Source organism: Rubrivivax albus (genome assembly GCF_004016515.1).
Classification (GTDB): Bacteria; Pseudomonadota; Gammaproteobacteria; order Burkholderiales; family Burkholderiaceae_C; genus Rubrivivax; species Rubrivivax albus.
The window spans coordinates 290708-314375 of record NZ_SACT01000002.1 but is presented as its reverse complement, the minus strand read 5'-3'; the positions used below and the strand labels follow the sequence as shown (position 1 = coordinate 314375).

General features: G+C 70.5%; 19 protein-coding genes. 11 read left to right on the top strand and 8 right to left on the bottom strand.

The window, feature by feature from the left end:
• Positions 1-34: 34 nt before the first annotated feature.
• Positions 35-3322, bottom strand: coding sequence for a fused isobutyryl-CoA mutase/GTPase IcmF (icmF, locus tag ENE75_RS07670; protein ID WP_128197490.1), 3288 nt, complete (start codon positions 3320-3322; stop codon positions 35-37).
• 98 nt (positions 3323-3420) lie between these two features.
• Between icmF and ENE75_RS07665 the strand changes: the two genes are divergently transcribed.
• Positions 3421-4200 (top strand): type III pantothenate kinase, encoded by a 780-nt coding sequence (locus ENE75_RS07665; RefSeq protein ID WP_128197488.1) that lies wholly within the window; start codon positions 3421-3423, stop codon positions 4198-4200.
• 486 nt (positions 4201-4686) lie between these two features.
• Here ENE75_RS07665 and hslU read toward each other — a convergent pair whose 3' ends face one another.
• From hslU to ENE75_RS07640, 5 genes are all read right to left on the bottom strand, one after another.
• The gene (gene hslU / locus ENE75_RS07660; RefSeq protein WP_128197486.1) at positions 4687-6012 is read right to left on the bottom strand and encodes an ATP-dependent protease ATPase subunit HslU; all 1326 of its coding nucleotides are present in this window, start codon (positions 6010-6012) and stop codon (positions 4687-4689) included.
• Positions 6013-6100: 88 nt separating this feature from the next.
• A complete protein-coding gene (gene hslV, locus ENE75_RS07655) occupies positions 6101-6637 on the bottom strand; it encodes an ATP-dependent protease subunit HslV (protein WP_128197485.1) in 537 nt (178 codons plus the stop codon).
• Between the two features lie 35 nt (positions 6638-6672).
• On the bottom strand, positions 6673-8523 hold the full coding sequence (locus ENE75_RS07650; RefSeq protein WP_128197483.1) for an STAS domain-containing protein: 1851 nt from the start codon (positions 8521-8523) through the stop codon (positions 6673-6675).
• Between the two features lie 21 nt (positions 8524-8544).
• On the bottom strand, positions 8545-9210 hold the full coding sequence (dksA, locus tag ENE75_RS07645; protein ID WP_233258978.1) for an RNA polymerase-binding protein DksA: 666 nt from the start codon (positions 9208-9210) through the stop codon (positions 8545-8547).
• Between the two features lie 121 nt (positions 9211-9331).
• Entirely contained in the window at positions 9332-10381 is a 1050-nt protein-coding gene (locus tag ENE75_RS07640) for a CobW family GTP-binding protein (protein WP_128197481.1), read from the bottom strand.
• Positions 10382-10532: 151 nt separating this feature from the next.
• Here ENE75_RS07640 and ENE75_RS07635 point away from each other — a divergent pair, with 151 nt between their 5' ends.
• Positions 10533-11435 carry a CorC family transporter gene (locus tag ENE75_RS07635; RefSeq protein WP_128197480.1) on the top strand — a complete coding sequence of 301 codons (903 nt, stop codon included), beginning with the start codon at positions 10533-10535 and terminating at the stop codon, positions 11433-11435.
• Positions 11432-12964: an apolipoprotein N-acyltransferase gene (lnt, locus tag ENE75_RS07630; RefSeq protein WP_375138471.1), complete on the top strand. Its 1533-nt coding sequence runs from the start codon at positions 11432-11434 to the stop codon at positions 12962-12964. The genes ENE75_RS07635 and lnt overlap by 4 nt, the downstream gene beginning before the upstream one ends.
• On the opposite strand, the gene ENE75_RS07625 is transcribed toward lnt, so the two are convergent.
• Positions 12945-14696, bottom strand: a complete 1752-nt coding sequence (locus tag ENE75_RS07625; RefSeq protein ID WP_128197478.1) for an N-acyl-D-amino-acid deacylase family protein — start codon at positions 14694-14696, stop codon at positions 12945-12947. The two genes, lnt and ENE75_RS07625, sit on opposite strands and share 20 nt — an antisense overlap.
• Positions 14677-15552, bottom strand: a complete 876-nt coding sequence (locus ENE75_RS07620) for a bile acid:sodium symporter family protein (RefSeq protein WP_128197476.1) — start codon at positions 15550-15552, stop codon at positions 14677-14679. Before ENE75_RS07620 ends, ENE75_RS07625 begins: the two co-directional genes overlap by 20 nt.
• A gap of 77 nt (positions 15553-15629) precedes the next feature.
• Here ENE75_RS07620 and glyQ point away from each other — a divergent pair, with 77 nt between their 5' ends.
• The 8 genes from glyQ (at position 15630) to ENE75_RS07580 (ending at position 23661) form a co-directional block, all read left to right on the top strand.
• The gene (glyQ, locus tag ENE75_RS07615) at positions 15630-16547 is read left to right on the top strand and encodes a glycine--tRNA ligase subunit alpha (RefSeq protein ID WP_128197474.1); all 918 of its coding nucleotides are present in this window, start codon (positions 15630-15632) and stop codon (positions 16545-16547) included.
• An 82-nt stretch (positions 16548-16629) separates the two neighbouring features.
• Positions 16630-18735 (top strand): glycine--tRNA ligase subunit beta, encoded by a 2106-nt coding sequence (gene glyS / locus ENE75_RS07610; protein WP_128197472.1) that lies wholly within the window; start codon positions 16630-16632, stop codon positions 18733-18735.
• Positions 18736-18748: 13 nt separating this feature from the next.
• Positions 18749-19351 carry a D-glycero-beta-D-manno-heptose 1,7-bisphosphate 7-phosphatase gene (gmhB, locus tag ENE75_RS07605; protein WP_128197470.1) on the top strand — a complete coding sequence of 201 codons (603 nt, stop codon included), beginning with the start codon at positions 18749-18751 and terminating at the stop codon, positions 19349-19351.
• A complete protein-coding gene (locus tag ENE75_RS07600; protein WP_233258977.1) occupies positions 19348-20112 on the top strand; it encodes a lysophospholipid acyltransferase family protein in 765 nt (254 codons plus the stop codon). The genes gmhB and ENE75_RS07600 overlap by 4 nt, the downstream gene beginning before the upstream one ends.
• Positions 20113-20121: 9 nt before the next feature.
• Positions 20122-21033: a M48 family metallopeptidase gene (locus tag ENE75_RS07595; protein ID WP_128197468.1), complete on the top strand. Its 912-nt coding sequence runs from the start codon at positions 20122-20124 to the stop codon at positions 21031-21033.
• Between the two features lie 350 nt (positions 21034-21383).
• On the top strand, positions 21384-21908 hold the full coding sequence (locus ENE75_RS07590) for a MerR family transcriptional regulator (protein WP_128197466.1): 525 nt from the start codon (positions 21384-21386) through the stop codon (positions 21906-21908).
• Between the two features lie 96 nt (positions 21909-22004).
• Positions 22005-22451 (top strand): PaaI family thioesterase, encoded by a 447-nt coding sequence (locus ENE75_RS07585; RefSeq protein ID WP_128197464.1) that lies wholly within the window; start codon positions 22005-22007, stop codon positions 22449-22451.
• 28 nt (positions 22452-22479) lie between these two features.
• A complete protein-coding gene (locus tag ENE75_RS07580) occupies positions 22480-23661 on the top strand; it encodes an isovaleryl-CoA dehydrogenase (protein WP_128197462.1) in 1182 nt (393 codons plus the stop codon).
• Positions 23662-23668 lie beyond the last annotated feature (7 nt).

The following is a 23668-nucleotide window of genomic DNA, read 5'->3' as shown; positions in this document are numbered from 1 at the left end:
AGGGGCGGCCGGATCGCCGGCCGCGCCCGCGCCGTCACATGCTGCGCCGGTACTGCCCGCCCACCTCGAACAGCGCCGCGGTGATCTGCCCCAGGCTGCACACGCGCACCGCGTCCATCAGCACGGCGAAGACGTTCTGGTCGTCGATCACCGCCTGCTGCAGCCGGCGCAGCATGGCCGGGGCCTCGGCGGCGTTGCGGGCGTGGAAGTCGGCCAGCCGCATGAGCTGCGATTCCTTCTCGTCCTCGGTGCTGCGCGCCAGTTCGATGTGGTCGGGCACCGGGTCGCCATGCGGGTTGCGAAAGGTGTTGACGCCGATGATGGGGTGCTCGCCGGTGTGCTTGAGCATCTCGTAGTGCATGCTCTCTTCCTGGATCTTGCCGCGCTGGTAGCCGGTCTCCATCGCGCCCAGCACGCCGCCGCGCTCGGCGATGCGCTCGAACTCGCCCAGCACCGCCTCTTCCACCAGCTCGGTGAGCTCGTCGATCACGAAGGCGCCCTGGTTCGGGTTCTCGTTCTTCGCCAGGCCCCACTCGCGGTTGATGATGAGCTGGATGGCCATGGCACGGCGCACGCTTTCCTCGGTGGGCGTGGTGATCGCCTCGTCGTAGGCGTTGGTGTGCAGGCTGTTGCAGTTGTCGTAGATCGCGATCAGCGCCTGCAGAGTGGTGCGGATGTCGTTGAACGCGATCTCCTGCGCGTGCAGCGAGCGGCCGCTGGTCTGGATGTGGTACTTCAGCTTCTGGCTGCGCTCGTTGGCGCCATAACGATCCCGCATCGCGGTGGCCCAGATGCGACGCGCCACGCGGCCGAGCACGGTGTACTCCGGGTCCATGCCATTGCTGAAGAAGAAGCTCAGGTTGGGCGCGAAGTCGTCGATGTGCATGCCGCGCGCCAGATACGCCTCCACGAAGGTGAAGCCGTTGCTCAGCGTGAAGGCCAGCTGGCTGATCGGGTTGGCGCCGGCCTCGGCGATGTGGTACCCGCTGATCGACACGCTGTAGAAGTTGCGCACGTCGTGGTGCACGAACCACTCGGCGATGTCGCCCATCACCTTCAGGCTGAACTCGGTGCTGAAGATGCAGGTGTTCTGGCCCTGGTCTTCCTTCAGGATGTCGGCCTGCACCGTGCCGCGCACGTTGGCCAGCGTCCAGGCGCGGATCTTGGCGGCTTCGTCGTCGGTGGGCTCGCGGCCGTTGTCGGCTTTGAACTTGTCCAGGTTCTGGTCGATGGCGGTGTTCATGAACATCGCCAGGATCGACGGCGCCGGGCCGTTGATCGTCATGCTGACGCTGGTGCTGGGATTGGTCAGGTCGAAGCCGCCGTAGAGCACCTTCATGTCGTCCAGCGTCGCGATGCTGACACCGGAGTTGCCCACCTTGCCGTAGATGTCGGGCCGGCGGTCGGGGTCTGCGCCGTAGAGCGTCACGGAGTCGAAGGCCGTGCTCAGGCGCTTGGCTGGCATGCCTTCGCTCAGCAGCTTGAAGCGCCGGTTGGTGCGGAACGCGTCGCCCTCGCCGGCGAACATGCGCGTCGGGTCCTCGCCCTCGCGCTTGAACGCGAAGGTGCCGGCGGTGTAGGGGAAGCTGCCGGGCACGTTCTCCAGCAGCAGCCACTTCAGGATCTCGCCGTGGTCCTCGTACTGCGGCAGCGCCACCTTGCGGATCTTGTTGCCCGACAGCGTGGTGTGCGTCAGCGCGGTGCGGATCTCCTTGTCGCGGATCTTCACCACGTACTCGTCACCCGCATAGGCCTTCTGCATGTCGGGCCACATGGCCAGCAGCTTCTTCGCGTGCGGATCGAGCTTCTCCTCGCGGAGTTGCGCTTGCTCGGCCAGCGCGTCGCGCGCGCGGTGCTTCTCGGGGATGGCCTCGAAGAGCATGCGGCTGCTCTCGCGCAGCTGCTGCACCTCGCGCGCCAGCCGGGCCATCTGGCGCGCGCGCTGCTTGTAGCCGCGCACGGCGTCGGCGATGTCGGCCAGGTAGCGCACGCGCGCCGGCGGCACGATGGGCGTGCCTGCGGTGCTGTGGCGCGTGGCCACGGCCGGCAGGCGACCTTCGGGCAAGGCCAGGCCGTGCTCGGCCAGGCGCGCCCTCAGCGCCTGGTACAGCGCCGTCACGCCGTCGTCGTTGAATCGGCTGGCCATCGTGCCGAAGACCGGCATCTGGTCCGGCGGCGTGCCCCAGGCCTCGCGGTTGCGCTGCACCTGCTTGGCCACGTCGCGCAGCGCGTCGGCGGCGCCCTTGCGGTCGAACTTGTTGATCGCCACCAGCGCGGCGAAGTCCAGCATGTCGATCTTCTCGAGCTGGCTGGCGGCGCCGAACTCGGGCGTCATCACGTAGATGGGCAGGTCCACCAGCGGCACGATGGCGGCGTCGCCCTGTCCGATGCCCGAGGTCTCGACGACGATCAGGTCGAAGCCGGCGGCCTGCACGGCGGCCAGCACGTCCGGCAGGGCCTGACTGATCTCGCTGCCGAAGTCGCGCGTGGCCAGTGAACGCATGTAGACGCGCGCCCCGTTCTGCCAGGGGCCGATGGCGTTCATGCGGATGCGGTCGCCCAGCAGCGCGCCGCCGCTCTTGCGCCGGCTGGGGTCGATGCTGATCACGGCGATGCGCAGGCGGTCGTCCTGGTCCAGGCGGATGCGGCGGATCAGCTCGTCGGTCAGGCTGCTCTTGCCGGCGCCGCCGGTGCCGGTGATGCCGATCACCGGGGCGGTCTTCGGTGCTCCCTTCAGCGCGGCCAGGAAGGCGGCATCGGCCCCCCCGTTCTCCAGCGCCGTGATCGCCTGCGCCAGGGCGCGCCAGGCCGCGGGCGAGTGGCCCTGCAACGCCGCCACGTCCTTGGGCGCATGCACCGACAGGTCGACATCGGCGCGCATCAGCATCTCGCCGATCATGCCGGCCAGGCCCATGCGCTGGCCGTCCTCGGGGCTGTAGATGCGGCTGACGCCGTAGTCCTGCAGCGTGCGGATCTCGGCCGGCACGATGACGCCGCCGCCGCCGCCGAAGACCTGGATGTGGCCGCCGCCCTGGGTACGCAGGCGGTCGATCATGTACTGGAAGTACTCGACGTGGCCGCCCTGGTAGCTGCTGATGGCGATGCCCTGGGCGTCCTCCTGCAGCGCGGCGTCCACCACCTCGTCCACCGAGCGGTTGTGACCCAGGTGGATCACCTCGGCGCCCATGCCCTGCAGCAGGCGACGCATGATGTTGATGGCGGCGTCGTGGCCGTCGAACAGGCTGGCGGCGGTGACGAAGCGCACCTTGTGCGTCGGGCGGTAGCTGGCCAGGGCCTTGGCGTCGGCGGAGAGGTCGGTCATGGCAGGGATTCCAGGTGGCGGTTGACGTTGACGTAAACGTCAATCCATCGATGATGCCACCGATGCCCACGGGTGCGCACCGTGGATACCATCGGCCCATGTCCTTCCTGGCCATCGACATTGGCAACACGCGCCTGAAGTGGGCGCTGTACGCCGGCCCGCAGCCCGGCAGCCCGGTGCTGCACCAGGGTGCCGTCTTCCTCGAGACCATCGACGACCTGGCCGACGGCCCGTGGAAGGGCCTGCCCGAGCCGACCACGATGCTGGGCTGCGACGTGGCCGGCGACGCCGTGCGCCGGCGCGTGGAGGAGCAGCTCGAGCTGTGGGACGTGGAGCCCCGATGGGTGGTGCCCGGGACGCACGATGGCGGCGTGACCAACGGCTACGACCACCCGAACCGTCTGGGGGCCGACCGCTGGGTCTCGCTGGTCGGTGCGCGCCGCCGCGTGCTGGCCGAGGTCGGCCCTGGCGGCACACCGCGGCCAGCCCTGGTGGTGATGGTGGGCACGGCGGTGACGGTGGACGCGTTGGATGCCGAGGGCCGCTTCCTGGGCGGCCTCATCCTGCCGGGCTTCGGCATGATGCTGCGCGCACTGGAGCTGGGCACGGCCGGGCTGAAGGTGCCCACCGGCGACGTGGTCGATTTCCCCACCAACACCAGCGACGCGCTGATGAGCGGCGGCAGCTCGGCGATCGCCGGCGCCATCGAGCGACAGCACCGCAAGCTGATGCAGCGCACTGGGGCCGAGCCCTTGCTCTACATGACCGGCGGCGCGGCGGTGAAGCTGGCGCCGATCACGGAGTTGCGCTTCGAGACGGTGGACTCGCTGATCTTCGACGGGCTGCTGGCGATCCAGGCGCATCGGCTGGCGCTGTAGGGCGGGTTCCGACCCTGAGCGGAAGCTCATGTTCGAGCGCTCGTGGTCCTCGCGCGCCACCGCCGCTGCAGCAGGGCGGCGGCGTCGCCCGCGTTCTCCGGCCCACGCTCGCGGGGCGCTGCCATGGTTCATCCGCGGCCGAGGCTTCAACGCCGCCTGGGGTGAGTCAGCGTCCAGGCGACCGCGAATGGGTCCTGCGCCCCCAGGCGCCACCGCCACCCTGCGACACCCGCTAGCTGTTCCCGGGGACCGACGCCGCGGCGCCGAAGAGGGCCGGGGGTTCGGGTGGGCGGGCGCAGGCCCCATTCGCGGTCGCCTCGTCGGTGACACACTGACGCCGGTGTTGATGCCTCGTCGGCCGCCCACAGCGGGCAGCGCCCCGCGAGCGTGGGCCGGAGAACGCCTGCCCGGACCCCCGGCCACGCTGAACGGCAGCGTTGATGGACCACCGAACGTCCGCTCCGGGTCGGCAGCGGCCCTCGGTCTCTACAGCACGTACCGCGAAAGGTCCTCGTCCTTCGCCAGTTCGCCCAGCCGCGCGTCCACCATCGCCGCGTCGATGGTCACGGTCTGCCCGCTGCGGTTGGGCGCGTCGAAGCCGATCTCGTCGAGCAGCCGCTCCATCACCGTGGCCAGGCGGCGGGCGCCGATGTTCTCGGTGCGCTCGTTCACGTCGTGCGCGATCTGCGCGATGCGGCGGATGGCCTCGGGCGCGAAGCTCAGCGTCACGCCCTCGGTGGCCAGCAGCGCCGCGTACTGCTTGACCAGGCTGGCCTGCGTGCTGTTCAGGATGGCCTCGAAGTCGTCGACGCTCAGCGACGTCAGTTCCACGCGGATTGGAAAGCGGCCCTGCAGCTCGGGGATCAGGTCGCTGGGCTTGGCCAGGTGGAAGGCACCGCTGGCCACGAAGAGGATGTGGTCGGTCTTGACCATGCCGTACTTGGTGTTGACCGCCGTGCCCTCCACCAGCGGCAGCAGGTCGCGCTGCACGCCCTGGCGGCTGACGTCGGCACCGGCCACGTCGCTGCGGCTGGCCACCTTGTCGATCTCGTCGAGGAAGACGATGCCGTTGTTCTCGGCGTTGGCCAGCGCCGCGGTGCGGATCTCGTCCTCGTTGACCAGCTTGGCCGCCTCCTCGTCCACCAGCAGCGGCAGCGCCTCGCCGATCTTCAGCTTGCGCGTCTTGCGCTTGCCCGCGCCCATCTGCGAGAACAGGCCCTTGAGCTGCTCGGCCATCTCCTCCATGCCCTGCGGGCCCATGATCTCCAACGCCGGTTTCGCGTCGGCGACGTCGATCTCGATCTCCTTGTCGGCCAGCGCGCCTTCACGCAGGCGTTTTCGCATGACCTGACGCGCGGTGTTGTCGGCTGGTGGGGTGGCGTCGAAGCCCACGCTGCGCGCGGGTGGGACGAGCACGTCGAGGATGCGGTCCTCGGCCGCGTCCTCGGCGCGCGTGCGGTGCTGCTTCATCGCGCGTTCGCGTTCCTGCTTGACGGCCACCTCCACCAGGTCGCGCACGATGCTGTCCACGTCCTTGCCGACGTAGCCGACCTCGGTGAACTTGGTGGCCTCCACCTTCACGAACGGCGCGTCGGCCAGCTTCGCGAGCCGGCGGGCGATCTCGGTCTTGCCCACGCCGGTGGGCCCGATCATCAGGATGTTCTTCGGCGTGATCTCCGCGCGCAGTTTCTCGTCCACGCGCTGGCGCCGCCAGCGATTGCGCAGCGCGATGGCCACGGCGCGCTTGGCCGGCAGCTGGCCGACGATATGGCGGTCGAGTTCGGAGACGATCTCCTGCGGCGTCATCGACATGTCTGCCCCTCGTGCGATGGGTACATCGCCCGATCCCCCGAGGGGATGCGGGCCGGCTTGGGAGCGGCCCGGCGCTCGGCCCACCGGTTCATTCCAGCGTCTCGATCGTGTGATGCTGGTTGGTGTAGATGCACAGCTCGCCGGCGATGGTGAGCGCCTGCTTGACGATCTCCGCCGGCGGCATGGGCGTGTGTTCCAGCAGCGCGCGCGCCGCGGCCTGGGCGTAGGCCCCGCCGGAGCCGATGGCCACCAGGCCGTGCTCCGGCTCCAGTACGTCGCCATTGCCCGTGATGATCAGGCTGGCGCTCCGGTCGGCCACCGCCAGCATGGCCTCCAGGCGGCGCAGCACGCGGTCGGTGCGCCAGTCCTTGGTGAGCTCGATGGCGGCGCGCACCAGATGGCCCTGGTGCTTCTCAAGCTTGGCCTCGAAGCGCTCGAACAGCGTGAAGGCGTCAGCGGTGGCGCCGGCGAAGCCGGCCAGGACCTGGTCGCGGTGCAGCTTGCGCACCTTACGTGCGCTCCCCTTGACGACGATGTGGCCCAGCGTGACCTGGCCATCGCCGCCCAGGGCGACGACGTTGCCGCGGCGGGCGCTGACGATGGTGGTGCCGTGGAAGGGTTCCATGGGAAGGCGGTGCGGGCAGCGAGCCCGCGATGCGGTCAGACCTTGCGCACCTGCACGGTGGCGTGCTCGCTGATGCCCATGGCGGTGAAGAACAGGGCCACCAGACGATGGGCGTCGGTGAACTGGACGGTGCGGTTCTCGCCGCGCTGCGACAGCACCCAGTTCAGCAGGTCGCCCGCGGCCAGGAAGTCGACGCGGATCAGCCGGGCGCAGGACACCGACACCATGGGCGCACGGCCCACCTGGTCGTTGAGCCGGCGCAGGGTCTCGTGGATGTCGCCGATCAACTGGCCCGACAGTTCGACCGACGCCAGTTCCATCCCGGGGTCCTCGGCCAGGCCGGATTCGAGGAAGCTGGTGGACACGTCGCTGACCATCGAGAGTGCCGGCGCACGCGTCGACGTGACCTGGCCGCCGATCTGGCCACCGATGTGCACGGTGCAGCGCGCCGGCTCCCAGGACGGCGGGGAGACTTCGTAGGTCACGCAGTAGTCGATCGCCGTCTCGTCGAACTGGTCGGCCCGGTTGGCCAGGCGCAGTGCATCCAGGCGGGCCAGCCAGAACGCCGGGTCGGCGTCGCGCACGCCGGTGGGCGCGGCTTCCTGCAACGTCGTGAACAGGCGGTCGCCACCGATCCAGCGCATCTCCAGGGCCTGCGAGCCCCAGAGCCGGCACAGCACCGACAGCTGGGTGGCGGCCTCGGCCTCGACGGTCTTCAGCGCGCTCCAGTCGAAGACCCAGGGCAGCGGCATCTGCAGGGTCTGCGAGCGCAGCCGCGACAGGGCCTCGTGGTCCAGCACCTCGGGCGACGCCCAGCCGACCTCGCCGACCTCGGCGGCGCTGCTGGCACGGCGGCGCGGTGTGTCGTCGGCCACCGCGTCGGCCACCAGTTGCGGCAGCGAGTACCACTGCGGCGCGGACCAGCCGAACTGGTGGGCGTACTCCACGGCCAGGCTCTCGAACCGCTGATGCTGCCCGGTGGCACGGAAGAGGTCGAACAGCACCAGCCAGGTCTCGGCGTGCTGGGACCGCGCCCCAGTGGCACTGGTCAGTCTTGTAAGTGAATGCTCGCACTGCTCAAAGTCGGCATTGGCAAACGCGATCACGGCCTCGTCGAGGTCGGGGTCGTGTGCCACTTCGCTGACCTCGATGGCCAGTCGGTCGCCGTCGCCGCCGTCCCTGCCGCCGGCCCCGGCGGCCGAGGGGTCAGGACCCAGCTTCAGCGGCGCCAGTGGCGCCAGCGGCGGCAGTCCGCTGGCCATGACTGCGGGTGCGGACGCCGGCCCGTGGCGCGACCGGGCGCCATCGCCGTCCAGGTCCGGCAACGGTGGCAGGGCGGGCAGGTCGTCGTCGTCGTCGTCGGACGACAGCACCGGCAGATCCACTTCCAAGGGCGCAGGCGGTGGCGCGCGCCGCGGCACGGTGGAGTCAGCCCGCGGGGTGGCCGGTGCCGCAGGCGCCTGGGCGCCGAAGAAGCTGCCGCCACGTGTCAGCGGGGCCTGACCCGTGGTCGTGAACCGGCTCTCGCCGACCATCTCCTGTTCGATCTCGTCGATCTTGGCCTTGACGCCGCCACCCGGCCGCGCGGCAACGCTGTCGGCGCGTACCTCTGAATCGTCGATGCGCGACGACGTGCCCAGGGCCGCCAGCTGCTCCGGGGTCAACCCTTCGCGACGCACGCGCCTGAGCATGTCGAACTCGCGCTTGCGGACGAAGTCGTTGCGCCGCTTGCGCTCGATCATGGCCTTGAGCTCGGACTTCTCGAGCTCGTTCTCGCGGATCTCGCCGTCCTGGCGCGAGTTCAGCTCATGCCAGTCGGTGGCCGGGTTCGCGACGAACCGCACCACCTTGCGGAAGAAGCTCTCGTTGTCCTTCGAGTCGGCCATGAAGACGGGTGCTGCGGCCGATCAGTCGCCGAACATCTTCTGCTTGAGTTCGCGGCGCTGCTGGGCTTCCAGCGACAGCGTGGCCGTCGGGCGCGCCAGCAACCGGCCCAGGCCGATGGGTTCACCGGTCTCGTCGCAGTAGCCGTAGTCGCCGGCATCGATGCGGGCCAGCGACTGCGAGATCTTCTTCAGCAGCTTGCGCTCGCGGTCGCGCGTGCGCAGTTCCAGCGCATGCTCTTCCTCGATCGTGGCGCGGTCGGCCGGGTCGGGCACCACGGTCGTGTCCTCTCGCAGGTGCTCGGTGGTCTCGCCGGCATTGGACAGCAGGTCGTCCTTCAGCGCCTGCAGGCGGGCGCGGAAGAAGTCGAGCTGCTTGTCGTTCATGTACTCGCCTTCGGGCATGGCGAGCAGTTCGGGTTCGCTCAGGTCGCGGCCAGCCTTGGTCTTCCAGGCATTGGCGAGCTTGGGGTCCACCTTGGTGGCGGACTTGGTGGATTCCATGGGGGGCTTCGGGAGTTCTGTCGTCTTGGGAGTGGCGGGGCCGAACCGTTCCGTGAAGCGGTTGCCTGCGGCTGCAGCCGGTGCGGCTGCCGCTGCGGGCGCCGTGGCCGTCGCGGCACGCGCTGGCGCCTTGCCGCTGGAGGCGGTCTTCTTGGCGGCCGGGGCCTTGACGGGGGTCTTGCTCACGGGGTTCTCCTCGCCTGATGGAATCACTCTGGGCAATCCGGCATTTCAGCACAGCCCGCCGGCGCCTGGGCCTTTTTCGGCGCGCGGATTGTAGCCACGCGCTTCCAGGGCGCGCAGGGTGTCACACGAGGCACTGTTCCAGGCCCTGCAGCAGCACGTCGCGCGGCAGGTCGATGCCGATGAAGACCATCTTGCTGCCCTTCTTCTCGCCCGGCGCCCACTTCGGCCCCAGGTCGCTGCCCATGAGCTGGTGCACGCCCTGGAAGATGACCTTGCGGTCGCTGCCCTTCATGAACAGCACGCCCTTGTAGCGCAGCATCTTGGGGCCGTAGACCTGCACGATGGCACCCAGGAAGTCTTCCAGGCGCGCCGGGTGGAAGGCCTTGTCCGAGCGGAACACGAAGGACTTCACATCGTCGTCGTGATGGTGGTGGTGCGGGTGGTCGCAGTGCTCGCCATGCTCGTGATCGTGATCGTGGTGGTCGTGGTCATGGTGGTCGTGCCCCCCGTGTCCTTCCTCCAGGAACGCCGGGTCGATCTCCAGCTTGGCGTTGAGGTTGAAGCCCTTGAGGTCGAAGACCTCGGCGATCGGCACCTCGCCGAAATGCACGCGCCGCTGCGGCGCGCGCGGGTTCATGTGCTTGATGCGGTGCGCCAGCGCGTCCACCGCCGCCGGTTCGCAGAGGTCGGTCTTGCTGACGAAGATCTGGTCGGCGAAGCCCACCTGGCGACGCGCCTCCTGCCGAGTGTCCAGCTGCTGCTCGCCGTGCTTGGCGTCCACCAGGGTCAGGATGGAATCCAGCAGGTAGGCCTCGGCGATCTCGTCGTCCATGAAGAACGTCTGCGCCACCGGGCCCGGGTCGGCCAGGCCGGTGGTCTCGATGACCACGCGCTCGAAGTCGAGTTCGCCCTTGCGCTTCTTTGCGGCCAGGTCCGACAGCGTGCTGCGGAGATCCTCGCGGATGGTGCAGCAGACGCAGCCGTTGCTCATCTGGATGACCTGCTCGTTGGTGTCGGCCACCAGGATGTCGTTGTCGATGTTCTCCTCGCCGAACTCGTTCTCGATGACGGCGATCTTCTGGCCGTGCGCTTCGCTGAGCACGCGCTTGAGCAGCGTGGTCTTGCCGGAACCAAGGAAGCCGGTGAGGATGGTGGCGGGAATCAGGGCCATGGGGAGCAGGGGATGACGCCGACATCGGCGCGAGCCGGCGGCAGGGTTCTGGGAAACCCCGACAAATCGGGGCCGTGGACTGTCTTTCAAGCCCCCCGCCCTGTCAAGCGGGTGGGGTATTCTCGGCCCGTCCGTCACAGCCAGACACCCCGTGTCCGACCCTCACCCTGAACGCGGCGAGCGCCGCGCCGAGTTCCGCAAGGAATTCCGCAAGGACAAGCGCTCGCTGTTCGAGCGCATCCTCGAGTTTCTCTCCCACGGCCCCGACAGCAAGGACGAGCTGATCCGTTCGTTGGCCGAGGCCGAGGACCGCGAGCTGATCGAGCCCGAATCGCGCCTGATGCTCGAAGGCGTGCTGCGCATGGCCGACATGACGGCCGGCGACGTGATGGTGGCCGCCCCGCGCATGGACCAGCTCGACATCGACTGGCCCTACGAGCGCCTGCTGGGCGTGGTGATCGAGACGGCGCATTCGCGCTTCCCGGTCTACGAAGGCCAGCGCGACAACGTCATCGGCATCCTGATGGCCAAGGACCTGCTGAAGCTGCAGCGCGCCCCGGAGCTGAACCTGCGCACGCTGCTGCGCCCGGCGGTCTTCGTGCCGGAGAGCAAGGGCCTGAACGAGCTGTTGCGCGACTTCCGTTCCAACCGCAACCACCTGGCCATCGTGATCGACGAGTTCGGCAACACAGCCGGGCTCATCACCATCGAGGACGTGCTCGAGGAGATCGTCGGCGAGATCGAGGACGAGTTCGACGAGGAGGAGTCGGTGTCCGGCATCGTCACGCTGGCCGACGGGGCGCAGCGCGTGGCCGGCGACACCGAGATTGCCGACGTCAACACCGTGTTCGCCACCGAGTTCTCCGACGAGGAGTTCGACACCATCGGCGGCCTGGTGGCGCATGAGCACGGCCGCGTGCCGCGCCGTGGCGAGACGGTGGACGTGGGCCCGTTGCGCTTCCAGGTGATGCTCACGCGCGGCGGCGCGGTGCGCTGGTTCCGCGTGACGCGGCGCCCGGCCGACGAACTGCTGGGCGAAGGCGACGCCGGTTGAGGCCGCTGTTCCGCGGTGCCGCCGTGCCCGGTGCCGCGCGGTCGCGCGCGCTGGTGTGGCCCCTGCTGCTGGCGGCACTGGGTGCGCTGCAGACAGTGGCCTTCGTGCACACGGCCGCCTGGCCGCTGCCGTTGCTGGCCACTGCCGTGCTGGCGGCGGCGGTGGCGCGCGCCGCGCCCGGGCGAGCCGCGCTGCTGGGCTGGGCCTTCGGTACCGGCTGGCTGGCCGCCGGCACCTGGTGGCTGTTCATCAGCATGCACCGCTACGGGGCGATCCCGGCGCCGCTGGCGGCGGCGGCCGTGGGCCTGCTGGCGGCGGCGCTCTCGCTCTACCTGGCGTTGGCGATGGCCGCCTTTGCCCGCTGGCGCACCGGTCGCGCCGCTCCTGATGCGCTGCTGTTCGGCGCCCTCTGGACGATGGCGGAGCTGGCCCGTGGCGTGCTGTTCACCGGCTTTCCCTGGGTGGCCTCCGGTTATGCGCAGGTCGATGCGCCGCTGGCTGTGCTGCTGCCCTGGGTGGGTGTCTATGGCGTCGGTGCGGTGGCTGCCGCGCTGGCCGCCGCGCTGGCCGCCGGCTGGCCGGCGCGTGTGGTCGCCGTGGCGGCGCTGGGCCTCGCGGCGCTGCTGCCGGCGCCCGACTTCACCCGCGCGGCCGGCACGCTGGACGTGGCCCTACTGCAGCCCAACGTGGCCCAGGACGACAAGTTCGCCGCCGACCGCATGCCGGAGACCCTGGCCTGGGTGGCGCGCGCGCTGACCACGGCCGAGGCGCCGCTGGTGATCGCCCCCGAGACCGCGGTACCTCTGCTGCCCGACCAGCTGGAGGACTTCGCGCCCGGCTACTGGGCGGCGCTGGTCGCACACTTCACCCCGCCCGGCCGCGCTGCTCTGGTGGGGGTGCCGCTGGGCGACTTCCGCGTGGGCTACACGAACTCGGTGGTGGGCCTGTCGGAGGCCACGGCGGCGCAGCCGTACCGCTACGACAAGCACCACCTCGTGCCCTTCGGCGAGTTCATCCCGCCGGGCTTCCGCTGGTTCACCGACGCGATGAACATCCCGCTGGGCGACTTCAACCGCGGCCCGCTGGTCGCCCCGTCGTTCGCGGCGGCGGGCCAGCGCATTGCGCCCAACATCTGCTACGAGGACCTGTTCGGCGAGGAGCTGGCGCGCCGCTTCCTTGACCCGGCCACGGCGCCGACGATGCTCGCCAACGTCAGCAACATCGGCTGGTTCGGCGACACGGTGGCGGTGCCGCAGCACCTGGCCATCTCGCGCGTGCGCAGCCTGGAACTGCAGCGGCCCATGCTGCGCGCCACCAACACCGGCGCCACCGCGGTGGTCGACCACCGCGGGCGCGTGACGGCGCAGCTGGCGCCCTTCACGCGCGACGTGCTGAGCGCGCAGGCCGAAGGCCGTGATGGCGTGACGCCCTATGCCTGGTGGGCAGCGCGCGCGGGCTTGTGGCCGCTGGCGGTGCTGGCGGCTGCGGCAGTCCTGTGGCGAGCGATCGTCAGCGGCCGCCGCGGATGAGCCGCCCCGGCCGCGCGTCCGTGACCTTGCCGTCGCGCTGCACTGCCTGGCCGGCCACCCAGGTGCCCAGGTAGCCTTCTCCGCACTGGAGGAAGCGCCGCCCACCCGCCGGCAGGTCGCGCACCAGGCGCGGCGTGCCCGGCTGCAGGCGCTGCGGGTCGATCAGGTTGAGGTCGGCGCGCAGACCCTCGGCGATGCGGCCGCGGTCGGCCAGGCCCAGGTAGGCCGCGTTGCGGCCCGACAGCAGGTGCACGGCCTGCGCCAGCGGCAGCCGGTCGTGCGGGCGGTCGCGCACCCAGTGGCTGAGCAGGAAGGTGGCGTTGCTGGCGTCGCAGACCGTGCCCACGTGCGCGCCGGCGTCCGACAGGCCCCACAGCGCGCGCGGGTGCGTCAGCATCGTGCGCACCGCGTCCAGGTTGCCGTCGTTGTAGTTGAAGATCGGGAAGTAGACGAGCGCGCTGCCGTCGCCGGCGGCGAAGTGGTCGTACAGCGCCGCCAGCGCCGTGGTGCCGGCCTGCTTCGCCCGCACGTAGAAGCTCGCGGTCACCGGCGGCTCGTAGTCGGGCCGCTCGCCCAGCGGGAACATGCGGGCGCTGATGCGCTCGATCTGGGCCAGCAGGATGTCCACCAGCGGCGGGATCGGCGTGCCGTCGCCGGCCAGGCGCTCGCTCTGCTCCCCCAGGATGCGTGCGCGCCGGGCCGGGTCGCGCAGCGCGGCGGCGCGTTCGGCCAGCGGCATGTGGGCGATCTCCTTGTAGCCGGGGAAGCCCATGAACGGGTGGAAGCTGGCGTCCAGCCCCACGATGACGCCGATGCCGCGCGGTGCCGCCTGCAGGTACAGCGGCAGGCCGCGCGCCACGGCCGCTTCCACGCGCGCCTGGATGGCCTGCCACTGCGCGCCGCCCGGGTCACGCTGCAGCCAGGTCATCGACAGCGGCCGCCCGGCGGCCTGCGCCACCGCTTCCACGAGGTCGAACTCCGGGCCGAAGCGTTCCGGGCCGCGCAGCAGATCGAAGTCGCTGACCATCTGCACGACGCCGTGGGCTCGACCCTGGAAGGCGGCGACGATGCCCGTGAGCTCGTCCGCCCCGGCCTCCGAGGCCGGCGTCTCGTGGCCGGCCGCGGTGCGGTGGTTGTCGGTGCGGCCGGTGGAAAAACCCAGCGCGCCGGCGTCCAGCGCCTCGGCCAGCAGCGCGCGCATCGTGGCGATGTCGTTGGCCGTCGCGGCCTGCTGCGCCACCGCGCGGTCACCCAACACCGCCATGCGCAGCGGGTCGTGCGGCACCTGCACGCCGAAGTCCAGGCTGTGCGGCATGGCGTCCAGCGCGTCCATGAACTGCGGGAAGCTCTCCCAGCGCCAGCGGATGCCCTCGGCCAGCGCCACGCCGGGGATGTCCTCCACGCCTTCCATCAGCGCGATCAGGTCGGCCTCGCGACCCGGCACGCGCGGCGCGAAGCCCACGCCGCAGTTGCCCATCAGCACCGTGGTCGTGCCGTGGTGGATGCTGGGGCTGAAGGTCTCGTCCCAGGTGGCCTGGCCGTCGTAGTGCGTGTGCAGGTCGACGAAGCCCGGGGTCAGCCAGGCGCCGTGTGCGGCTATCCGTTCACGGGCGGCTTCGGTGACCCTGCCGATCGTGACGATGCGCCCGTCGCACAGCCCTACGTCGGCCGTGAACGGCTCGGCTCCCGTGCCGTCCACGACGGTGGCGCCTTCAAAGACCGTGTCGAGCATCGCTTCGTCTCCACCAGAACGCCAGCGACATGCCACTGACGATGTGCCAGATCCCCCACAGGCTGGCGACGATGACCATGTCCAGGTCGGACCCGAACTGCACCGCGATGATGCCCAGCGCCAGCCCGGCGTTCTGCATGCCGCCTTCGATCATCACCGCGCGGCGGTCGGCGGTGTTCACGCGGAAGGCCTGTGCCGCCAGCCAGCCCAGGGCCAGGCCGGCGGCGTTGTGCAGCACTACGATCAGCAGCTGCGGCAGGATCTGCGGGCCGAGCAGGTGGCGGTCGCGGATCAGGCCGAGCACGATGAAGGCGCCCAGCGCCGCCAGGCTGAAGCGCGACAGCCGCGGCTGCCAGCGCTTGGCCGCCACCGGATGGCGGCGGGCAAAGGCCATGCCGGCGATCATCGGCAGGGCCAGCAGCGCCAGCAGGCTCCACCAGATGCCGGCCGGGTCGATGTCCAGCGTGGTCAGCCAGCCGGCGGTGGCCGGGTTGGTGCTGACCATCCAGGTGAAGTTCAGCGGTGTCATGAACAGCGCCAGCAGCGCGGCCACCGCCGAGATGCTGACGCTCAGTGCCGTGTTGCCGCGCCCGAAGTGGGTGACGACGTTGCTCAGCGAGCCGCCGGGGCAGCAGGCGACGAGGATCATGGCCGCCTCCACCGCGGGCGGCAGGTCCAGTGCGAGGGTCACTGCCCAGGTGGCCACCGGCAGCAGCAGGAACTGCGGCACCAGGCCGCAGACCACGGCGCGCGGCATCTTTGCGACGCGCGCAAAGTCCGCCGGCTGCAGCTCCAGCGCGACCGAGAACACCATGGTCGCCAGCACCAGGCTGAGCACGAGCTGCGCGGTCGTCATCGGGGGCCGAGGGTAGCGGCCCTGGCGACCTCTAAAATCAAGGGTTTACGCCAAACGCCTGACCGCGCCGGGGCCCGATGCTCACCTTCCAGCAGATCATCCTGAAACTGCAGTCGTACTGGGACGCGCAGGGCTGCGCGTTGCTGCAGCCCTACGACATGGAGGTCGGCGCCGGCACCAGCCACACCGCCACCTTCCTGCGCGCCCTGGGCCCCGAGCCCTGGAAGGCGGCCTACGTGCAGCCCAGCCGTCGGCCCAAGGACGGCCGCTACGGCCAGAACCCCAACCGGCTGCAGCACTACTATCAGTACCAGGTGGTGCTCAAGCCGGCGCCGGCGAACATCCTGGACCTGTACCTGGGCAGCCTCGAGGCGCTGGGCTTCGACCTCAAGGCCAACGACGTGCGCTTCGTCGAGGACGACTGGGAGAACCCCACGCTGGGCGCCTGGGGTCTGGGCTGGGAGGTCTGGCTCAACGGGATGGAAGTCACGCAGTTCACCTACTTCCAGCAGGTGGGTGGCATCGACTGCAAGCCCATCACCGGCGAGATCACCTACGGCCTCGAGCGGCTGGCCATGTACCTGCAGGGCGTGGAAAACGTCTACGACCTGACGTTCGCGCCCGGCTTGAAGTACGGCGACGTGTTCCACCAGAACGAGGTGGAGCAGAGCACCTACAACTTCGAGCACAGCGACGTCGACTTCCTGCTCGGTGCCTTCGGCGCGCACGAGAAGCAGGCGAAGCTGCTGATGACGGAGCAGCTGGCGCTGCCGGCCTACGAGCAGGTGCTCAAGGCGGCGCACACCTTCAACCTGCTGGATGCGCGCGGCGCCATCAGCGTCACCGAGCGTGCCGCCTACATCGGCCGCATCCGAAACCTGGCGCGCAGCGTGGCGCAGAGCTACCTGGACAGCCGCGCGCGGCTGGGCTTCCCGATGGCCCCGAAGGCCTGGGCCGACGACGTGCTGGCGCAGATCGCCAAGAAGGCGGCGTGATGTCGACCCCCCAGCTCACTTCGTTCGCTGCCCCCCGCGGGGGCGCAGGTCTCCCTTGGGGCGGCCCGGCGGGAGACCTGAAATGACTGCGACCAAGAACCTGCTCGTCGAACTCTTCGTCGAGGAACTGCCGCCCAAGGCGCTGAAGAAGTTGGGCGAGGCCTTCGGCAGCGCGCTGCTGGCGGGCCTGCGTGCCCAGGGCCTGGCGGGCGAGCACTCCGCGCTCAACACCTTCGCGTCGCCACGCCGGCTCGCCGCACACGTGAGCCACGTGGCCGCGGTGGCGGCCGACAAGCCGGTGTCGATCAAGCTGATGCCGGTGGCCGTGGGCCTGGCGGCCGATGGCGCGCCGACGCCGGCGCTGCTGAAGAAACTGGCGGCGGTGGGCGCCGACGCGTCGGCCGTGCCATCGCTGCAGCGGCGTGTGGATGGCAAGGCCGAGGCGCTGTTCCTCGAAACCGTGGTGCCCGGCGCCACGCTGGCCGCCGGACTGCAGGCGGCGCTGGACGAGGCGATCGCCAGGCTGCCCATCCCCAAGGTCATGCAGTACCAGCTCGCCGACGGCTGGAGCGACGTGAAGTTCGTGCGCCCGGCGCACGGCCTGGTGGCGCTGCATGGCGCCGACGTGGTGCCCGTGCAGGCCCTGGGCCTGACGGCCGGTCGCCAGACGCATGGCCACCGCTTCGAGGCGGCCATGGATCCGGTGATGCTGCAGGACGCCGACCACTACGCCCACCAGCTGCAGGAACAGGGTGCCGTGATCGCCGGCTTCGCCGCCCGTCGCGACGAGATCCGCCGCCAGCTGGACGCTGCCGCGGCCGCCGAAGGCCTCACGTCCATCGACGACGATGCGCTGCTCGACGAGGTCACGGCGCTGGTCGAACGCCCCAACGTGCTCGTCTGCCGGTTCGAGGACGAGTTCCTGGCCGTGCCGCCGGAATGCCTCATCCTGACGATGAAGGCCAACCAGAAGTACTTCCCGCTGCTCGATGCCAACGGCCGCCTGACCAACCGCTTCCTCATCGTCAGCAACATCCGCCCGGCCGACCCCAGCGCCGTGGTGCAGGGCAACGAGCGCGTGGTGCGCCCGCGCCTGGCAGATGCCAAGTTCTTCTTCGACCAGGACCGCAGGCGCACGCTGGCTGCGCGCGTGCCGGGTCTGGCGAAGGTGGTCTACCACGCGAAGCTGGGCACCATGGGCGAGCGCATGGACCGCGTGCGGCGCATCGCCCGCCGCATCGGCGAACAGCTCGGCAGCTTGGCGCTGGCCGACCTGGCCGACGAAGCGGCGACGTTGGCCAAGGCCGACCTGCTGACCGACATGGTCGGCGAGTTCCCGGAACTGCAGGGCATCATGGGCGCGTACTACGCGCGCCACGACGGCCTGCGCGACAGCATCGCCGAGGCGATCGAGGACCACTACAAGCCCCGCTTTGCCGGTGACGTGCTGCCGCGCGGTGATGTCGGCATCGCCGTGGCCCTGGCCGACAAGCTCGAAACCCTGGCCGGCCTGTTCGGCATCGGCGAGCGGCCCACCGGCGACAAGGACCCGTTCGCGCTGCGCCGCCATGCGCTGGGCGTGATCCGCATGCTGGTCGAGCGTGACCTGCCGCTGGCGTTGCCGGCGCTGGTGGCGGATGCCTTCGCCGCCTTCCCCGAAGGCCATGGCGCGGCGCAGGCCGAGGTGCAGCATTTCGTCTATGACCGCCTGGTGGGCTACCTGCGCGACGGCGGCTACAGCGCCCAGGAAGTCGAGGCCGTGGTGGCCCTGCGGCCCGACCGCTGGGGCGAACTGCCGCAGCGCCTGGCCGCGGTGCGTGCCTTTGCGGCGCTGCCCGAATCGGCGCCGCTGGCTGCGGCCAACAAGCGGGTGGGCAACATCCTGCGCAAGTCCGACGAGGTGCCCGAGACGCCGCCCGACGCGAAGCTGTACGCCGAGGACGCCGAGCGCGCCTTGGCCGCGGCCCTGGCCGACGTGGCGCCGCGCGCCGATGCGGCCTTCACGGCCGGCGACCACGCCGCCAGCCTGCAGGCGCTGGCCGCGCTGAAGGCGCCGGTGGACGCCTTCTTCGACGCCGTGATGGTCAACGCCGACGACACCGCGCTGCGCCGCAACCGGCTGGCGCTGCTGGCGCAGCTGCACGCGGCCATGAACCGCGTGGCCGACCTCTCGAAGCTGGCGGTCTGACCGAGCGCTGACCATGCACCCCGTCAAGCTCCTCATCCTCGGCCGCGACGGAGTGCTCAACGTCTACCGTGACGACCACGTCAAGGCGCCGGAGGAATGGCAGCCGGTGCCCGGCGCGCTGGAGGCGCTGGCGCGGCTCAACCACGCCGGCTGGCACGCGGTGGTGGCCACCAACCAGGCCGGCATCGGCCGCGGCATGATCGACATGGCCTCGGTCAACGCAGTGCACGCCTACATGCACCGGCAGCTGATGGCCGTCGGCGCGCGTGTGGACGCCGTCTTCTTCTGCCCGCACACACCGGAGGAGGGCTGCGACTGCCGCAAGCCGCTGCCGGGCATGATGCGGGACATCGCGCGCCGCTACGGCGCCGACCTGGCCGAGGTGCCGATGGTCTGCGACACGCTTCGCGACCTGCAGGCCGCCGCCGCCGCCGGCTGCCCGCCGCACCTGGTGCTCACCGGCCGCGCGGCGGACCTGGACGACGAAGCCCTGGCGCGCATCGTGCACCAGGTGCCGCAGACCCTGGTGCACCGCGACCTCGCGGCCTTTGCCGACTGGCTGCTGAAATCCCACGAAGCCGCCGACTCCACCGCCGGCACGCTGGGGGTGGCGTGAAGCTGGTCTGGGCGCTGCGCTCGGCACTGTACGTGCTGTGGCTGGCCGGCACCGTCGTGCCCTGGGCGATCCTGATGCTGGTGCTGTCGATCTTCGTCCGCGGCACGCGGCTGTACTGGCCCACGATGCGGTGGCTGCGCATGGCCATCTGGGGCGCACGCGTGATCTGCGGCGTGCGCCACCGTGTGACCGGCCTGGAACACGTGCCCACGGCGGCCGAGGGCACCAAGGCCGTGCTGCTGGCCTCCAAGCACCAGAGCGCCTGGGAGACCTTCGCCTACCCGACGATCATGCCGCACCCGCTGGCCTACGTGTTCAAGCGCGAGCTGCTCTACGTGCCGTTCTTCGGCTGGGCCATGGGCCGGCTGGACATGATCCACATCGACCGCAGCAAGCGCGCGGAGGCCTGGGCCAAGGTCGAGTCGCAGGGCCGGCGCATCATGGGCCAGGGCGGCTGGGTCATCATGTTCCCCGAAGGCACGCGCGCGCCGCGGGGTGGCCAGGGCACGTACAAGAGCGGCGCGGCACGGCTGGCCATTGCCACCGGCACGCCCATCGTGCCGATCGCGGTGAACGCCGCGAAGTGCTGGCCGCGCCGCAGCTGGCTGCTGCGGCCGGGCGTGATCGACGTCGTCATCGGCGAGCCCATCGACGTGCAGGGGCGCCAGCCCGACGAACTGATGCGCCAGGTGGAACAGTGGATCGAGGCGCAGATGCGCCGCATCGACCCCGAGGCCTACGCCGAACCCGCAGCCCCGTAAGATCCGCGCATGACCGACGTCGGCCTGCCGCCCGCCCAGCTGTCGCTGTTCGACGAGCCGCCTGCCCCCAAGGCCGACCAGCGACCCGCGGGGACATCGCCATCGCCGGCGGAAGCGTCGGTACCGACGGCACCAACGGCACCGACGGCGCTGCCTGCCTCGCCCCAGGCCCGCCACGCCGTGCAGCTGGGTGAGCACCGTGTGGCCTACGCGCTGCGTCGTGCCCGCCGGCGCAGCATCGGCTTCACCGTCGGCCCGGAGGGCCTGGCCGTCAGCGCGCCGCGCTGGGTGGGCGTGGGCGAGATCGAGAGCGCCTTGCGCGAGAAGGCCGCCTGGATCCTGCGCAAGCTGCACGAGCAGCAGTCGCGCCAGCAGCGGCAGCTGCAGGCGCGGGTGGAATGGCGCGAAGGCGGCAGCGTGCCCTTCCTGGGCGAAACGGTGATCCTGGTGCTCGACGAGCGCACCGCCGGCGCCGTGCTGCACAGCGCCGCCGACGCCCTGCCCGGCGTGCCGCACCTGACGCTGCACCTTGGCCTGCCCGAGCAGGCCGGGCCGGCGCAGATCCGCGACGTGGTGCAGAGCTGGCTGCAGCGCCAGGCCCGCCGCGTGTTCGAGGAGCGTTGCGCGCTGTACGCGCAGCGGCTGGGCGTGCGCGTCCAGCGGCTGTCGCTGAGCTCGGCGGCCACGCGCTGGGGCAGCGCCAGCGCCGACGGCTCCATCCGCCTGAACTGGCGCCTGGTGCACTTCGGCCTGCCGGTGATCGACTACGTGGTCACCCACGAGCTGGCGCACCTGCGCGAGATGAACCACAGCCCCGCGTTCTGGGACGTGGTGCGTTCCGTCATGCCCGGCTACGAGCAGGCGCGCGGCATCCTGCGCGACAGCGTGCTGCCGTTGCTGGACCCGCCGGCGGGCCCCTGAGGCAACACCTGGCGCGTGTTGTTCTCGGCCCCCGAGGGGCGCTGGCTCGGTTTGGTGTGACCGGACGGGCGTCCCGTGCCACCGCCTTTCCGCCATTCTGGGGATGTGCCTGCGCCGCGCGCCGCATCACACTTCGTCACAGTGCTGTCGTCTGGTAGGCACAGGGAAGGCGGGCGCCGATGCAGTGCCCGGTCGGTGAACGTCGCGGCGGGGCGGGCTGAGAGGCCTGCCCTTTCCGTTGCGGCAAGCCGGTTGTTCAGAGGCAGCGTTGGCCTGGAGCGGCCAGCCGCAGCCAGCGGTTCCTGCCGGGCAGGCGCTATATTGACGTTTACGTCAACGTCAAGGCCGCCATGACCGCCGCTTCGCGCGCCCCCGAGCGGGCCTCCCGTCCCGCCGCCCACGCCGACGAGCCCAAGGGTGCCGCACGTGGCGATGCCCGCCTGTACACCATCACCGAACTCGCGCAGGAGTTCGATGTCACGCCGCGCGCCATCCGCTTCTACGAGGACATGGGGCTGATCGCGCCGGCGCGCGCCGGCCGCAACCGCGTCTACGCACACCGCGACCGCACGCGCTTGAAGCTCACGCTGCGTGGCAAGCGCCTGGGGCTGAGCCTGCAGGAGATCAAGCAGCTGGTGGACATGTACGAATCGCCGTCGGACACCGCACCGCAGCTGCAGGCCTTTCTGGGTGTGCTGGCGGCGCACCGGCAGCAGCTGGAGCGGCAGCGCGAGGACCTCGAGATCACGCTCGACGAGATCGCGCAGCACGAGGCACGCTGCCGCAGCCTGCTGGCCGACGCCGAGCGGGCCGCTGCCGCAACGGCGGGGCCGACGCCAACTGCAGCGCGGCGCCGGCCCAGGACAACGGCCTGACCGACCGGGCCTGCAACGATGGGCTACGATTGACGTTTACGTAAACGTCAACCTGGTGCCGGCTTCTGCAGGCGCCGGCGCGAGGAGACCGCACCGATGAGCCGCCCCCTGCAGGCCCCGCCGGGTTTCGAGGCCCGCACACGGGAATCCTTCGCCCGCCAGGCCGCCATGGCCACCCTGGGCATCGCGCTGGACCGTGTCGAGCCGGGCACCGTGCACCTGCTGCTGCCGCACCGCCCCGACCTGACGCAGCAGCACGGTTTCCTGCACGCTGGCGTCGTGTCGACGGCGCTGGACTCGGCCTGCGGCTATGCCGCCTTCACGCTGATGCCGCCCGAGGCTGCGGTGCTGACCGTCGAGTTCAAGGTCAACCTGCTGGCGCCAGCGCGCGGCCCGGTGCTGCGGATCGCGGGCCAGGTGGTCAAGGCCGGACGTACGATCAGCGTCGTCGACGCGCGCGCCACCCAGGGTGACGAAGACACCCTGGTGGCCACCATGACCGCCACCGTGATGACCGTGCTCGGCCGCGGCCTGAGCGGCTGACCCACAGAACCCCAGGAGAGACATCACCATGAGCCAGCTGCCCGGCCTGAACTTCATGCTCGGCGACGACATCGACGCCCTGCGCGACGCGGTGCGCGCCTTCGCCGACGCCGAGATCGCCCCCCGCGCCGCCGAGATCGACCGCAGCGACCAGTTCCCGATGGACCTGTGGCGCAAGATGGGCGAGCTCGGCGTGCTCGGCATCACCGTGCCCGAGCAGTACGGCGGTGCCGACATGGGCTATTTGGCGCACATGGTGGCGATGGAGGAGATCAGCCGCGCCAGCGCCAGCGTGGGCCTGAGCTACGGTGCGCACAGCAACCTGTGCGTCAACCAGATCAAGCGCAACGGCACCGACGCGCAGCGGGCAAAGTACCTGCCCAGGCTGATCAGCGGCGAGCACGTGGGCGCGCTGGCGATGAGCGAGCCCGGCGCCGGCAGCGACGTGATCAGCATGAAGCTGAAGGCGGAGGACAAGGGCGGCTACTACCTGCTCAACGGCAGCAAGATGTGGATCACCAACGGCCCGGATGCCGACACCCTGGTGGTCTACGCCAAGACCGAGCCGGAGCTCGGCGCGCGCGGCGTCACCGCCTTCCTGATCGAGAAGGGCATGAAGGGCTTCTCCATCGCGCAGAAGCTCGACAAGCTGGGCATGCGCGGCAGCCACACCGGCGAGCTGGTGTTCCAGGACGTGGAGGTGCCGGCCGAGAACGTGCTGGGGGCGCTCAATGGCGGCGCCAAGGTGCTGATGAGCGGCCTGGACTACGAGCGTGCGGTGCTCAGCGGCGGGCCGCTGGGCATCATGCAGGCGGTGATGGACAACGTGGTCCCCTACATCCACGACCGCAAGCAGTTCGGCCAGAGCATCGGCGAGTTCCAGCTCATCCAGGGCAAGGTCGCCGACATGTACACCGTGCTGCAGGCGGCGCGCAGCTTCGCCTACACGGTCGCCAAGAACCTCGACCAGCTGGGCAGCGAGCACGTGCGCCAGGTGCGCAAGGACTGCGCCAGCGTGATCCTGTGGACGGCCGAGAAGGCGACCTGGATGGCCGGCGAGGGCATCCAGATCTTCGGCGGCAACGGCTACATCAACGAGTACCCGCTGGGCCGGCTGTGGCGAGATGCCAAGCTCTACGAGATCGGCGCCGGGACATCCGAGATCCGCCGCATGCTGATCGGGCGCGAACTGTTCGCCGAGACGATGTGAGCCCGGC